Origin of the sequence: Mesorhizobium shangrilense, assembly GCF_028826155.1 — a bacterium.
Taxonomy (GTDB): domain Bacteria; phylum Pseudomonadota; class Alphaproteobacteria; order Rhizobiales; family Rhizobiaceae; genus Arvimicrobium; species Arvimicrobium flavum.
Genome location: NZ_JAQGPN010000001.1, coordinates 773,304 through 787,291 on the forward strand (window position 1 = coordinate 773,304; position 13,988 = coordinate 787,291).

A 13,988-nucleotide genomic window follows, 5' to 3' on the forward strand; every position below is an offset into this window, starting at 1 on the left:
CGGTTCGCGTGGAGCGGGCGACCAAGACTCATTGAACGAAGTATTGCGCGCACCCATATCGCCACGCAAATAGAGGGAACACGCCTTCGTCCTGAGGGACAGGGGCCGGAAAAAGACAATGCCGAAGTTCAGGTTTCATAAGCTGGCGGCACTCGCCGTTCTTATCGCTTTTGCCGCGTGGATGGGCACGGGCAAGTTCTCCTCGGTCGGCAGCGCCTCCGCAGAGAACGAGGCGAAGCCCGCGGAGCAGGCGGCAGAGCAGGCCAAGGCCGCGCCTCGCACCGTTGCTGTCATCACGCCGCCGCGTGTCCAGCACGCGCGCGCCATACGGCTCTCCGGACAGACCGAGGCCGACAAGCGTGCGGTTCTGGCAACACGCGCCGCAGGCATCATCGAAGAGCTGCCGGTCGTGCAGGGCGATCACGTCAAGAGCGGCGACCTGGTGCTGATGCTGAGCGCCGAGGACAAGCCGGCGATGGTCGACATGTCGAAGCAGGTGGTGAAGCAGCGCGAGGCTGAGCTGGAGGCTTCCCAGAAGCTCGCCAAGACAGGCAACCTGCCGAAGTTGCAGCTGGACACCGCGATATCCGCCCTGGCCCAGGCCAAGAGCCAGCTCGAGCAGGCGCAGGCCGAACTCGAACGCAACCGCATAGTGGCGCCGTTCAACGGCGTGGTCGACAAGGTCTCCGTGGAGCGGGGCAGTTCCGTCATGCAAGGCGGCGAGGTGGCGACGCTGATCAGCCTCGATCCGGTGCTGGTGAAGGGCGAGATCAGCGAGCGCGACCTGCGTCACATCAAGAGCGGCGACAATGCAGAGGCGCTCCTGGTCAATGGCGAAACGGTCAAGGGCAAGGTACGCTACATCAGCCGCGAGGCTTCCCCTGCAACGCGCACGTTCCGCATCGAGGTGGCCATACCCAATCCCGATCTGCGCATCCCTGCCGGGATGACGGCGGAGATCACCCTGCGCGCGGCCCCCGAGGACGCTGTCGTGCTGCCGAGATCGGTGGTGACGCTCAGCTCGCACGGCGACCTGGGCATCCGTGCAGCGGACAAGGACAACAAGGTCGTGTTCTTCCCGATCGACCTTGTCGATGACACCTCGTCCGGCCTGGTGCTCGGAGGAATCCCCGCAGACGCACGCATCATCGTGGCCGGACAGGATCTCGTCCAGGAAGGCGACGAGGTGAATCCGGTGCAGGCCAATGCGGAACTGGTCAAGAAATTGGCGGGCGAGCCCGCCGGCACCAATTAAGCAACGACGGACCCCGTCATGGATATCGTCAAGATCGCGATCAAGAACGCGCGCCTCACTTTGTCGGTGCTGCTGTTCTTCCTGATTGCCGGCACGATCGCGTATCGCGCGGTTCCCAAGGAAGCGGAGCCAGACGTCGCGATTCCGATCATGTACGTCTCCCTGATCTATCAGGGCATCTCGCCGGAGGACGCCGAGCGCCTGCTGCTCAGGCCAGTCGAGCAGCAGCTCAAGAACCTCAAGGGCCTGAAGGAGATGAAGTCGAACGCCTACCAGGGCGGCGCGAACGTCATCGTCGAGTTCGACCCCTCCGTGGACCTGGGCGACGCGCTGATCGAGACCCGCAACAAGGTCCAGGACGCCAAGCGCGACTTGCCGGTGGGCGTCGAGGAGCCGACGGTCAACGAGGTCAACATCTCGGAATTCCCCGTCGTCTTCGTCACCCTGTCTGGCGACATCCCGGAGCGTGCTCTGACCGCGGCGGCCAAGGTGCTACAGGATCGCATCGAGGAGGTCCCGGGCGTGCTCGAAGCGCCGATCCAGGGCGCGCGCGACGAGATGGTCGAGGCGGTCATCGACCCGATGAAACTCGCCTCCTACAACATGCGCATGGACCAGTTGATCCAGGGGATCGGCCAGTCCAACAACCTGGTGGCTGCCGGGTCTATCGAGGGGTCGGAGGGCAAGTATGCGATCAAGGTGCCGGCGCTCATCGAGACGCCGGAGGACGTCGGCAACCTGCCGGTGGTCGCCGGACCGAACGCCGTGGTGCGGGTTCGCGACCTCGCCACGGTGCGCGCGACTTTCGAGGATCGCGAAACCATCGCGCGGCTGGACGGCAAGCCGGCGATCGTGCTCGAGGTGAAGAAACGCATCGGCGCCAACGTGGTCGAGACCATCGAAGGCGCCAAGCGGGTGGCGGACCAGTTCGTAGCCGACAGCAAGGCCACCATGCCCGACCTGCAGGTGACCTATACCCAGGACAAGTCGACCTTCGTCAACCAGCTGCTCAACGACCTGCAGAACCATGTGCTGATCGCGGTCATCCTGGTCTTCATCGTCATCCTCTACGCGCTGTCCGGGCGCGCTTCGATGCTGATCGGCCTTGCCATTCCCGCTTCCTTCCTGATGGGCATCCTGGCGCTTGCGATGATGGGCTACACGATCAACATGATCGTGCTCTTCTCGCTGATCCTGGCGGTCGGCATGCTCGTGGACGACGCGATCATCGTCACCGAGTATGCGGAGCGGCGCATGTCGGAAGGCATGCCGAAGGCGCAGGCCTTCGAGGAAGCCGCCAAGCGCATGGCCGGGCCGGTCATCGCCGCGACGCTGACCCGCATCGCCGCCTTCTCGCCGCTGCTGTTCTGGCCGGGCATCGTCGGCGACTTCATGAAGTACCTGCCGATCACGCTGATCGTGACGCTGGCGGCGTCGATGGCCTATGCGCTGATCTTCGCGCCCTCGATCGGCGCGCTCATCGGCAAGGCGCCGCTGCACACCGAGGAGGAACGCCGCGACGGCCTCTACATGGCGATCGTCAAGAAGGCGGTGCACTATCCGATCACCGCGCTCGCGTTGACGGTGGCGCTGCTCACCGGCGGCCTCTACGCCTACACGCAGTACGGCAACGGGGTCGAGTTCTTCCCCCAGGTGGAGCCCGACTACGGCCTTCTCTACGTCCATGCCCGCGGCAACCTCTCCCTGGAGGAGATGGACCTCGCCACGCGCGCGGCCGAAAAGCGCCTCATCGGCTGGCCGGGCATCAAGAACGTCTATGCCCGCGTCGGCAAGACGCGCGGCGGGCAGGATATCCCCGAGGATGTGGTCGGCGTCATCAATTACGAATTCATCGACTGGCGCGAGCGCAAATCGGCGCATGAGATCCTTAACGACCTGCGCGTCGCCATGGCTGGCATCCCCGGCGTGGACGTCGAGGTGCGCGTGCCGGACGCCGGCCCGCCGACCGGCAAGCCGATCCAGGTGCAGCTCGCGGCGGTCAATCCAGCCGGGCTGAACGACTACGCGAAGGAAGTCGCGGCTGCGGTCGCCAAGGTGCCGGGCGTCATCGATCTCTCCGACGGTCTGCCGCCGCCCGGCGTCGACTGGGCGCTGGTGGTCGACCGCTCCAAGGCCGCGCAGTACGGCGTGTCACCCACCTCGGTCGGCACGGTGGTGCAACTCGTCACGACGGGACTCAAGCTCACCGACTATCGCCCCGCCGGCGCCGACGACGCCGTCGACATCCGCCTCCGCCTGCCGGAAGACCGCCGCACGCTGGCGGCGCTCGACCAGTTGCGCATCCAGACGGCCGACGGGTCGGTGCCGATCTCGAACTTCGTCACCCGCAAGCCGGAGCCGACCGTCGGCGTCCTCAACCGGATCGACGGCAAGCGAACGATCACGATCCAGGCGAACGTCGCCAGCGGCTTCCAGGTGGCGGCCGTGCAGGCCGAGGTGAGCAAGGTGGTCGCCGGGATGGCGAAACCGGGCGTAGAGTGGAAGCTCGCCGGTTCGAGCGAGGACAGCGCCGAGGCCGCGGCGTTCCTCACGAATGCCTTTGGCGCGGCGATGTTCCTGATCTTCATCGTGCTTCTGGCGCAATTCAACAAGTTCACCAGCGTCGTGCTCGTGCTCACCTGCGTGGTGATGGCCATCGTCGGCGCGCTGCTCGGCATGCTGCTCACCGGGCAGACCTTCGTCATCGTGATGTCCGGCATCGGCTTCATCGCGCTCGCCGGCGTCGTGGTGAACAACAACATCGTGTTGATCGACACCTACGACCGGCTTCGCGAGGAGGGCTGGAACAAGTACGACGCCGTCCTTCAGACATGCCGCGAGCGCGCGCGTCCGGTGGTGCTGACGGCGGTGTCGGCGATCCTCGGCGTGCTGCCGATCGCCTTCGGCCTCGGCCTGGAGATCTTCCACCAGGAGACCACGATCAACGCGCCGTCGACCCAGTGGTGGATCGCGCTGTCCTCGGCCATCGTGTTCGGCCTGTCCTTCGCGACCGTGCTGACGCTGATCGTGACGCCCTCGATGCTGATGGTTTTCACGCGCGACAAGCGCAAGCCGGGCGAGCGCGGCCGCGTGCAGCGCTTCTTCGACTGGATTTTACGCCGCGGCGGCAAGACGGAGCACGCGGCGACGGCCAAGGGCGGCGACAAACCGCTGGCCGAGCCCGAGATTCTCTATCCTAAGGCGGCAGAGTAACCGCTCGCCTGGTCATCAGCGACTGCCGCATAGCCGGTCCGGGGAACCTCCGGGCCGGCTTTCGCATTTCTGTGTCATTGCAATCATTTCGCGAGGGAAACCCGCTATGACGCTTGGCACAATCCTGATTATCATTTTGATCCTTATCGTTCTTGGCGCCATTCCCGCCTGGCCATATTCGCGTGGCTGGGGCTACGGACCGTCCGGCATCGCCGGAGTCATCCTGGTCGTGCTTCTCATCCTACTGCTGATGGGCAGGGTCTGACGTACGTGGCGGGCTACCGCGCCTGGGCCAGCGGGGGCTGAGAACCTCCTGGCCGGACCGCGCGGGCTTTCACGCGTGTCTGAAATCCGCGCGGTGCACCACCGATGCGAACGCCGTCGCGCAGAGCAGCAAGGCGGCGACGCCGGCGAACACCGGACCGATACCGGTGTGCTCGGCCACCAGCCCGACAACGGATGGTGCGATCAGAACGCCGGTTGACGCCATGGTGGTGGCGACGCTCATCCCGGTAGACGGCGCCATGCCCTCATGGTTTCCGGCTGCCGAGAAGGCGATCGGGATCATGTTCGCCGCACCGATCCCGGCGACCGCGAAGGCCGCCAGGGCCGGTAGGGTCCAGGGCGAAAGCGAGGCCGCCAGCATTCCGGCGGCCGTCAGAACGCATGACGCGCGCAGGGTGAGCACCGCTCCGAAGCGCTGACGAATGCCGTCGCCGAAAAACCGCATGACCGCCATCGCTCCCGAGTAGAGGGCAAAGGCAAGACCGGCCACGCCGATATCGGCGCCGAGATCCTGTTCCATGAAAAGCGCCGCCCAATTGCGCAAGGTCACCTCGGGGACGACGCAGATCATGCCGATCAGGCCCACCATGTAGATCGTCGGCAGCACCGGGAGGGCCGACCGCCCGCCGCCCTCTGCCGAGGCGGGGCGGTCGCCGCCGACGATATGAGGGGCCGCAACCGCAACGACGATCCCGGTCACCGCTGCCACCAGCAGGGCGTGCACCGCATAGCCTTGGGTCTGGATCAGAAAGCCGCCGATACCGCTGCCGACGAAGCCGCCCAAGCTCCAGAAACCGTGCGTCGACGACATGATGGGTCGCTTCAGGCGTCGTTCGACGGTGACCGCGTTGGCGTTCATCGCAACGTCCATGCCGCCGAGGACGGCCCCCAATAGGAACAATGCGGCCGTGGAGGCGAACACGCCCGGAGCCAGCGTGACGAGCGGCAATCCGAACACGGCGAGGAAAGCGAGCGGCAGGACCACCGGACGCGAGCCGGCGCGCGCCATGATGAGACCTGCGCAAGGCATCGAACTCACTGCACCCAGTCCAAAGCTGAGTATCAGCAGGCCGAATGTGGCTTCGCTGATGTCGAGACGCATCATGTAGGCGGGTATTTGCGCGGACCAGCTTCCTATTATGAAGCCGTTGATGAAGAACATCGCGGCGACAGCCCAGCGCCCGCGTTGCGCACTGGCAGTATGATTGGTGGCGTCCATCTGAATATCTCGATGAGGTCGTCAGTCAAATTCCTAAATCGGTTCAACAACGTGTCAATCAGCGGCGGAGCCAAGCTCAATGTGAGCGGAAAGACAGTTCTTTGCCCGGAATCGGCAGTCGAACGCGTCAAAATGCGGGCGCTTCTGCTGACGGGATCGCAGTCATTTGGGCGCAAATGAGTCCCATGGCCCAACGAATGACCGGCCTTGGCCACATTCTTGTCGGATTCTAGGAGCGAAGAGTAAGTTGCTTACAATTGAGAGCGCTGGCCGGTTTAGAGGGAACCAGCCATCCCCGCGGCAGGGAGGACCAGCGCCCAACTGGAGGGATCATAATGCGTTTCCCCGCTGAAAATGCGCGGCGACCGCGCACGGTGATTCAGTGGCAAGACGATGGGCCTGCACCGCGCGTCCGTAATCTCCTGTCGGAGGACGTTTCGCCGTTCAAGGCGCTAGGACTTGCCGCCGTTCTGTGTGTTGCGTCCATTGCCGCAGTCGTGGCGGTCATTCAGTTCCAGCGTCAGGGCGGCCTTCCGGAGGTCGGCTCACTCGTCGAGCGCGCCCAGGCCAGCGTCGCGACCGCATTCCCAAAAGCTCCGGAGCCCGACACCACGACGGCCGAGGCGACCGCACAGCCGGCAAGCGTCGACGCCATGCCTATCGAGCCGACGGCTCCTCGAGCATCCAGCGCTCTATCGACCTCGCCGCCTGCCGATGTTGAACTGCCCGATGCTGTCGCGATGCAGGAGGTCGAACCGAGCGGCACGGCCGGCATCATCCTCGCCGAGGCGACCGCGCCGGATCAAGGCGATGTTGAACTTGAACTGGAACCGCTGACCAAGAACGATCCCCGCTGGATCGACAGCGGAGTCGAGCCGATAAGCATCGACGCCATGGATCTTTCACGCGTGGCAGCGCTTGCAGACGAACCGATGGCTCTCACGCCGGCCGGTGCGCCTGTCGTCATTCAAGAGCCCGATCCGGCCCCGAAAGTCGAGCCGATGGAGGTCGCCGCGATCGAGAAGGCGCCGACGTCCATGGCCGTCGGCTTCGATACGGGTCTGTCGAATGCCAGGGTGAGGACCGCCGTCTTCCTGCGGTCGCGGCCTGCCGACGGCTCAAAGGTGATCGTCACGATACCCGGCGGCGCGTCGATCCAGGCGCCTGCCAGCTGCAAGCACTGGTGCCAGGTGAGCTACCAGGGCAGGCGCGGCTTCATCTACAAGAGCTTCGTCCTGCGGTAGCCGATAGCGCCCACCTCCGAAGAAGGGCGGCGCCAGCGCCGCCCTGGTCCGTTCAGCCGTAGACGACCAGAAGGTCCTTCGCGTCGATCTGGTCGCCGGCCCGTACGAGCACTTCGGCGATCGTGCCGTCGCGCTCGGCGTGCAGGGCGGTTTCCATCTTCATCGCCTCGATGGAGAGCAGCACGTCGCCGGCCTTGACGGCCTGCCCGGCCGCAACCGACAGCGTCGAGATGACACCGGGCATCGGCGCGCCGACATGTGCGTCATTGCCGGCTTCGGCCTTGCGGCGCGCCTTGCCGTTCGACACGCCATGGGCGCGATCGGGCACCTTCACGCGGCGCGGCTGGCCGTTGAGCTCGAAGAAGACGGCGACCATCCCCTTCTCGTCCACGTCGGTCATCGCCAGGCAGCGGATGACCAGCGTCTTGCCCTTCTCGATGTCGACGAAGATCTCGTCTTCCGTCTGCATGCCGTAGAAATAGGTTGGGGTCGGCAGCACGCTGACCGGGCCGTACATCTCGTGGGCGGCGGCAAAGTCGAGGAACACCTTCGGGTACATCAGCCAGGAGGCGAACTCGTATTCCGTCACCTTGCGGCCGAGCTTCTGCTCCAGCTCCTTGCGGCTGGCGGCGAGATCTGCCTCCTTGAGCAAAGAACCGGGCCGCACCGTGATTGGCTTCTCGCCCTTCAGCGCCTTCTTCTGGAGCTTGGAGGGCCAGCCGCCGGGCGACTGACCGAGGTCGCCGCGCAGCATCGACACGACCGATTCCGGGAAGGCGATGTCGCGCGCGGGGTTCTCGACGTCGGCGACCGTCAGGTCCTGGCTGACCATCATCAGCGCCATGTCGCCGACGACCTTCGACGACGGCGTCACCTTGACGATGTCGCCGAACATCAGGTTGACGTCATGGTAGGCCTGCGCCACCTCGTGCCAGCGGGTTTCGATGCCGAGCGAGCGCGCCTGCTCCTTGAGGTTTGTGAACTGGCCGCCAGGCATCTCGTGCAGGTAGACCTCGGAGGCGGGTCCCTTGAGATCGCTCTCGAAGGCCGCGTACTGGTTGCGGACGGCCTCCCAGTAGAACGAGATCTTGCGGATCCAGGCGGTGTCGAGGCCCGGATCGCGATCGGTGCCCTTGAGGGCTTCGGCGATCGATCCCAGGCAAGGCTGCGAGGTGTTGCCGGAGAACGCGTCCATCGCCGCATCGATTGCGTCGACGCCCGTCTCGACCGCGGCGAGCACGGTAGCTGCGGCAAGTCCGGACGTGTCGTGGGTGTGGAAATGGATCGGCAGGTCGGTCGACTCGCGGAGCGCCTTGAAGAGCACGCGCGCGGCGGCCGGCTTGAGCAGTCCGGCCATGTCCTTCAGCGCGATGATGTGGGCGCCGGCAGCCTCGAGTTCCTTGGCGAGGCCGACATAGTATTTCAGGTCGTACTTGGCGCGCGCCGGGTCGAGGATGTCGCCCGTGTAGCACATCGCAGCCTCGCAGAGCCTGCCCTCCTCGAGCACGGCGTCCATCGAGACGCGCATGTTCTCGACCCAGTTCAGGCAGTCGAATACCCGGAACAGGTCGATGCCGCCCGCGGCCGCCTGCTTCACGAAGTGGCGCACGACATTGTCGGGATAGTTCGTGTAGCCGACGCCGTTGGCGCCGCGCAGCAGCATCTGCAGCAGAAGATTGGGCGCTGCCTCGCGCACGCTGGCCAGACGCTCCCATGGGTCCTCGGTGAGGAAGCGCATGGCCACGTCGAAAGTCGCGCCGCCCCAGCATTCGAGCGAAAGAAGCTGCGGCAGGGCGCGTGCATAAGTGCCGGCGATGCGGGCGATGTCGTGGGTGCGCATGCGCGTCGCAAGCAGCGACTGATGCCCGTCGCGCATGGTGGTGTCAGTCACCAGCACGCCCTTCTCGGCGCGCATCCACTGGGCGAAGGCGGCGGGTCCGAGCGCATCGAGCTTCTGCTTGGACCCGTCCGGAATGGATCCGGTGAACCACGGGATCACCGGGGCCGCAGCGTCGGGATTGGGCCTTGCGCGGCCGCGGGTCTCCGGATGGCCGTTGACCGAGACGTCGGCCAGGTAGTTCAGGAGCTTTGTCGCGCGGTCCTGACGCTTGACCTGTTCGAACAACTCGGGCGTCGAATCGATGAACTTCGTCGTGTACGAATTGTCGTGAAAGCTCCGGTGCGTGATGATCGCTTCCAGGAAGGTCAGGTTGGTGGCGACGCCGCGGATGCGGAACTCGCGCAGCGCACGATGCATGCGCGCGATGGCTTCGCCGGCGCTGGGCGCCCATGCGGTCACCTTTTCCAGCAGCGGATCGTAGAAGCGGGTGATGACCGCGCCGGAATAGGCGGTGCCGCCGTCGAGGCGGATGCCGAAGCCCGTCGCGCCGCGATAGGCGGTGATGCGGCCGTAGTCCGGAATGAAGTTCTGCTCGGGGTCCTCGGTGGTGATGCGGCACTGGAGGGCATGGCCGTTGAGGCGGATGTCCTTCTGCGCGGGCACGCCAGACTCCGGCGTGCCGATGGCGAAGCCGTCGAGGATGTGGATCTGCGCCTTGACGATGTCGATGCCGGTCACCTGTTCGGTGACGGTGTGCTCGACCTGGATGCGCGGATTGACCTCGATGAAGTAGAACTTGCCGGTGTCGGCATCCTGCAGGAACTCGACCGTTCCCGCCCCGATGTAGCTGGTCTCGCCGGCGATCTTCAGCGCGTAGCCGCAGAGTTCCTGGCGCAGCGCGTCGCTGAGATATGGGGCCGGAGCGCGCTCGACGACCTTCTGATTGCGGCGCTGGATCGAGCAGTCGCGCTCGTAGAGGTGCACCACGGTGCCATGGGTGTCGCCCAGGACCTGGACCTCGACGTGGCGGGCGCGCTCGATGAGCTTCTCGAGATAGACCTCGTCCTTGCCGAAGGCGGCCTTGGCCTCGCGCTTGCCCTCGGTGACCTCGCGGACAAGATCGGCCTCGCTGCGGATGGCGCGCATGCCGCGGCCGCCACCGCCCCACGACGCCTTCAGCATCACGGGATAGCCTATTCCCGCGGCCAGCTTCTTGACCTCTTCCATGTCGTCCGGCAGCGGATCGGTCGCCGGAATGACCGGCACCCCGACTTCAATCGCCAGGTTGCGGGCGGCGATCTTGTTGCCAAGCCGGCGCATGGTTTCCGGCTTCGGACCGATGAAGGTGATGCCGTTTTCGGCGCAGGCCTCGGCGAACTCCGGGCTTTCCGAGAGAAGGCCGTAGCCGGGGTGGATGGCGTCGGCGCCCGAGAGCCTTGCGACGCGCATGATCTCGTCGATGGACAGATAGCTCTCGATCGGGCCCATTTCCTTGGCCAGATGGGGGCCACGGCCGACCTGATAGCTTTCGTCCGCCTTGAAGCGATGTAGCGAGTATTTGTCTTCCTCGGCCCAGATCGCGACCGTTTTGAGCCCCAGCTCGTTCGCCGCGCGGAACACGCGAATGGCAATTTCAGACCGATTGGCGACGAGGATCTTCGTGATCGGCACGCGGGCGCTCTCCGGAAAGGTGGGCTGATTTCGCCCTTGATTAGCGGATAATTTGTGCAGTGCAAACGAAAATGGCAGCCCGATCGCGCCGGGCGTCGCCGCGAGACCTCCTGGCCGCGGGTTTTGAATGGCGGTCGGTTCGTGTAGCGTGCGCGCGAACAGCTTAGGGGGTAGCGGAGTGTCACGCATTTTTGCACAGCTTGTCGCAGTGGTCGGCGCAGTTCTGATCTTCGTTCGGGGCCAGGACGGGCGCCGCGTCAAGCCGGCGTTCGGCGCTGAGCCGTCAATCCCGAAGGCGAAGCCGCAAGGGATTCCGACGTTGAAGATGCCCACTGCGCGGGGGTGGAAGGCAGGGGAAGCGCCGGCAGCCGCGCCCGGCCTCAAGGTGAACGCCTTCGCCACCGGGCTGAAGCATCCGCGCTGGATTCAGGTGCTACCGAACGGCGACGTGCTGACGGCGGAGGCGCTCAGCGTCCCGGGCGGCATCAAGAACGCCTTCGACTATGCCATGGTCACCACGATGAAGCGCGCCGCCGCAATCGGCGACAGCCCGAACCGGATCACGCTGCTGCGAGACGCGGATGGCGACGGCGTGGCCGAGACGCGTGAACTGTTTCTCGAGGGACTCAACCAGCCATTCGGCATGGCGCTGCTCGACGGCACGTTCTATGTCGGCAACACTGATGGTCTGATGGCCTTTTCCTACATGGATGGGGACACGCGGATCCGGACGACCGGCAAGAAACTCGCCGGGTTCAAGCCGGGTGGACATTGGACCCGCAGCCTGCTGCCGAGCCGCGACGGCAAGAAACTCTATGTCGGCGTCGGATCGCTGAGCAACATCGGCGATCAGGGCATGGAGGCAGAGGAAGGACGCGCGGCGATCCACGAGTATGACGTCGCCACCGGCAAGCTCCGCATCTTTGCATCGGGGCTGCGCAACCCCGTCGGCCTTGCCCTGGAGCCGACGACGGACACGTTGTGGACTGTCGTGAACGAGCGGGACGGGCTGGGCGACGAGACGCCACCCGACTATCTGACCTCCGTGGAGGACGGCGGCTTTTACGGTTGGCCGTACTGCTACTGGGGGCAGACGATCGATGATCGCGTGCCGCAGGATGCCGCCCTGGTCGCGTCAGCGATCACACCGGATTTCGCGCTCGGCGGACATACTGCGTCGCTGGGCCTGTGCTGGATGCCGGCCGGCACGCTGCCCGGTTTTCCGGACGGCATGGTGATCGGCCAGCACGGATCCTGGAACCGGAGCACGCTCAGCGGCTACAAGGTCATCTTCGTGCCATTCACCGACGGACGACCTTCCGGCCCCGCACGCGACATCCTCACCGGCTTTCTCTCGCCCGACGAGAAGTCTTCCTACGGTCGGCCCGTCGGGGTGACGATCGGGCCGGATGGCTCGCTGCTGGTCGCGGACGACGTCGGCGACGTCATCTGGCGGGTGACCGGCGCCGCGAACTGAGGAGCCAGGCCGGGGGGGCCGAGGAGAAGATTGAGCATGGAGGAGGTTTTGCAATGCTCTACGCAATTCTGGCGTATCACGTCGAAGACGTCATCACCTCGATGTCGGACCAGGAGGATCGGGCCCTGATGGAGGATCTCCACGAGGTGCATGGACGGCTGACGCGTGAAGGCCGGCTCGGACCGGCGGCGCGCCTCGGCGCAACGACCAGTGCCTGCACGTTGCGCGGGCCAGGAGACGGCGTCGTTCTCGACGGTCCCTTTGCCGAAACCAAGGAGCAACTCCTGGGCCTCTATGTCCTCGATTGCGAGGCCAGGGAGGATGCGATCGCGGCGGCGCGCGACCTGCGCAGCGCAAACCCCAGCGCCGTCTATGAGATACGGCCGATCCAGCTCTACCTGCCTGGCGTGCCGTTTCCCGTGACCGAAACGTCGCCGGCGTGAGCGCCGCGGCCTGGTGGGCCGGGAAGGACCAGACGCCCAATGAAAAATGCCCGGCGCGAGCGCCGGGCATCTGATCACTTGAACGGCAGTTCAGCTCATTCGTTCTCGAAGTAGTTGTACTTGCCGTCGTCGCCCTTCTTCCAGGTGTACATCACATAGTCCGGACGGGTGATGTCGCCCTTGGCGTCGAAGCCGAGGTCGCCGATCGCGGTCTTGAACGGACCCTTGGCCTTGGCGGCTTCCGCGACCTTCTGCGGATCAACGTCGCCGGCGGCCTTGGCGGCGTCCGCGATGACCTGCACGGCGGCGTAGGCGTAGAGCGTGTAGGCTTCCGGCTCGAAGCCCGCGGCGCGGAACTTCTCGACGATGTCCTTTGCGGCCGGGTTCTTGCGCGGATCCGGCGCGAAGGTCATCAGCGTGCCGTCAACGGCGTCGCCGGCGATCGAAGCAAGCTCGTTCGACACGATGCCGTCGCCCGACATGAAGGTCGCCTTCAGGCCCTGGTCGGCCAGCTGGCGCATGATCAGGCCCGCTTCGGTGTGGAGACCGCCGTAGTAGACGGCCGTCACGCCGGCTTCCTTCATCTTGGCGATGAGGGCGGAGAAGTCCTTGTCGCCGACGTTGATGCCTTCGTACATCGCCTCGGTGACGCCGGCGCCGTTCAGCGCCTTCTTGGTCTCGTCGGCAAGGCCCTGGCCGTAGGGCGTCTTATCGTGGATGACCGCGATCTTGCCGTCCTTGAAGTTCTCCGCCAGGTACTGGCCGGCAACGATGCCCTGCTGGTCGTCGCGACCGCAGGTACGGAAGGTGTTCCACAGGCCGCGCTCGGTGTACTGCGGGTTGGTCGACGCCGGCGAGATCTGCATGATCCCGTTCTCAGCATAGACTTCCGACGCGGGAATGGAGACGCCCGAGTTGAAGTGGCCGACGACGAACTTGACGCCGTCAGCGACGAACTTGTTGGCGACCGAGATGCCCTGCTTCGGATCGGAGACGTCGTCGCCGACGACCACCTTGATCTGCTCGCCATTGATTCCGCCAGCAGCGTTGATGTCGGCGGCCGCCTGCTCCGCGCCCTTCTGGAGCTGCGCGCCGAAAGCGGCGTTCGGGCCGGTGATTGGACCGGCGACGCCGATCAGGATGTCCGCCCAAGCGGTGCCGCCGAACGCGACGAGCGCGGTCAGGGCAACTGCGGACAACAGTGATTTCTTCATTAGTGACTCCCATTGTACGAGTGGGCTGAACCGAGCTTTCGTGCGACGCCCACCCTATCGCAGAAAGCTTAGAATGCCGATTTTCCGGCCGTTGTCACGTCGGTTTGGGTGCAAACCGGCGTATTGG

At 65.2% G+C, this 13,988-nt stretch carries 9 protein-coding genes; 6 read left to right on the forward strand and 3 right to left on the reverse strand.

Annotation, left to right across the window (positions count from 1 at the left end):
• Window positions 1–118 precede the first annotated feature (118 nt).
• The 3 genes from PD284_RS03845 (at window position 119) to PD284_RS03855 (ending at window position 4,733) form a co-directional block, all read left to right on the forward strand.
• Window positions 119–1,255: an efflux RND transporter periplasmic adaptor subunit gene (locus tag PD284_RS03845; protein WP_274626907.1), complete on the forward strand. Its 1,137-nt coding sequence runs from the start codon at window positions 119–121 to the stop codon at window positions 1,253–1,255.
• An 18-nt stretch (window positions 1,256–1,273) separates the two neighbouring features.
• Window positions 1,274–4,468: an efflux RND transporter permease subunit gene (locus PD284_RS03850; RefSeq protein WP_274626908.1), complete on the forward strand. Its 3,195-nt coding sequence runs from the start codon at window positions 1,274–1,276 to the stop codon at window positions 4,466–4,468.
• A 106-nt stretch (window positions 4,469–4,574) separates the two neighbouring features.
• Window positions 4,575–4,733: a DUF3309 family protein gene (locus PD284_RS03855; protein WP_274626909.1), complete on the forward strand. Its 159-nt coding sequence runs from the start codon at window positions 4,575–4,577 to the stop codon at window positions 4,731–4,733.
• A gap of 69 nt (window positions 4,734–4,802) precedes the next feature.
• Here PD284_RS03855 and PD284_RS03860 read toward each other — a convergent pair whose 3' ends face one another.
• Window positions 4,803–5,972: an MFS transporter gene (locus PD284_RS03860; RefSeq protein ID WP_274626910.1), complete on the reverse strand. Its 1,170-nt coding sequence runs from the start codon at window positions 5,970–5,972 to the stop codon at window positions 4,803–4,805.
• Between the two features lie 335 nt (window positions 5,973–6,307).
• Here PD284_RS03860 and PD284_RS03865 point away from each other — a divergent pair, with 335 nt between their 5' ends.
• Complete coding sequence (locus PD284_RS03865; RefSeq protein WP_274626911.1) at window positions 6,308–7,216, forward strand: SH3 domain-containing protein; 909 nt, start codon at window positions 6,308–6,310, stop codon at window positions 7,214–7,216.
• Window positions 7,217–7,268: 52 nt separating this feature from the next.
• Here PD284_RS03865 and pyc read toward each other — a convergent pair whose 3' ends face one another.
• On the reverse strand, window positions 7,269–10,727 hold the full coding sequence (pyc, locus tag PD284_RS03870) for a pyruvate carboxylase (protein WP_274626912.1): 3,459 nt from the start codon (window positions 10,725–10,727) through the stop codon (window positions 7,269–7,271).
• 127 nt (window positions 10,728–10,854) lie between these two features.
• Here pyc and PD284_RS03875 point away from each other — a divergent pair, with 127 nt between their 5' ends.
• Together PD284_RS03875 and PD284_RS03880 are read left to right on the forward strand one after the other, a co-directional pair.
• Window positions 10,855–12,204, forward strand: a complete 1,350-nt coding sequence (locus PD284_RS03875; protein WP_274626913.1) for a PQQ-dependent sugar dehydrogenase — start codon at window positions 10,855–10,857, stop codon at window positions 12,202–12,204.
• Between the two features lie 53 nt (window positions 12,205–12,257).
• Window positions 12,258–12,647 carry a YciI family protein gene (locus PD284_RS03880; protein ID WP_274626914.1) on the forward strand — a complete coding sequence of 130 codons (390 nt, stop codon included), beginning with the start codon at window positions 12,258–12,260 and terminating at the stop codon, window positions 12,645–12,647.
• 95 nt (window positions 12,648–12,742) lie between these two features.
• On the opposite strand, the gene PD284_RS03885 is transcribed toward PD284_RS03880, so the two are convergent.
• Window positions 12,743–13,861, reverse strand: coding sequence for a branched-chain amino acid ABC transporter substrate-binding protein (locus tag PD284_RS03885; protein WP_274626915.1), 1,119 nt, complete (start codon window positions 13,859–13,861; stop codon window positions 12,743–12,745).
• Between the last annotated feature and the right edge of the window lie 127 nt (window positions 13,862–13,988).

Excerpts from the sequence above, each read along its gene's own strand:
- PD284_RS03850 (WP_274626908.1), top strand. The coding sequence starts at position 1,274 with ATGGATATCGTCAAGATCGCGATCAAGAACGCGCGCCTCACTTTGTCG.
- PD284_RS03880 (WP_274626914.1), top strand. The coding sequence starts at position 12,258 with ATGCTCTACGCAATTCTGGCGTATCACGTCGAAGACGTCATCACCTCG.
- PD284_RS03875 (WP_274626913.1), top strand. The coding sequence starts at position 10,855 with ATGGCGGTCGGTTCGTGTAGCGTGCGCGCGAACAGCTTAGGGGGTAGC.
- PD284_RS03855 (WP_274626909.1), top strand. The coding sequence starts at position 4,575 with ATGACGCTTGGCACAATCCTGATTATCATTTTGATCCTTATCGTTCTT.
- PD284_RS03865 (WP_274626911.1), top strand. The coding sequence starts at position 6,308 with ATGCGTTTCCCCGCTGAAAATGCGCGGCGACCGCGCACGGTGATTCAG.
- PD284_RS03845 (WP_274626907.1), top strand. The coding sequence starts at position 119 with ATGCCGAAGTTCAGGTTTCATAAGCTGGCGGCACTCGCCGTTCTTATC.
- PD284_RS03885 (WP_274626915.1), bottom strand. The coding sequence starts at position 13,861 with ATGAAGAAATCACTGTTGTCCGCAGTTGCCCTGACCGCGCTCGTCGCG.
- PD284_RS03860 (WP_274626910.1), bottom strand. The coding sequence starts at position 5,972 with ATGGACGCCACCAATCATACTGCCAGTGCGCAACGCGGGCGCTGGGCT.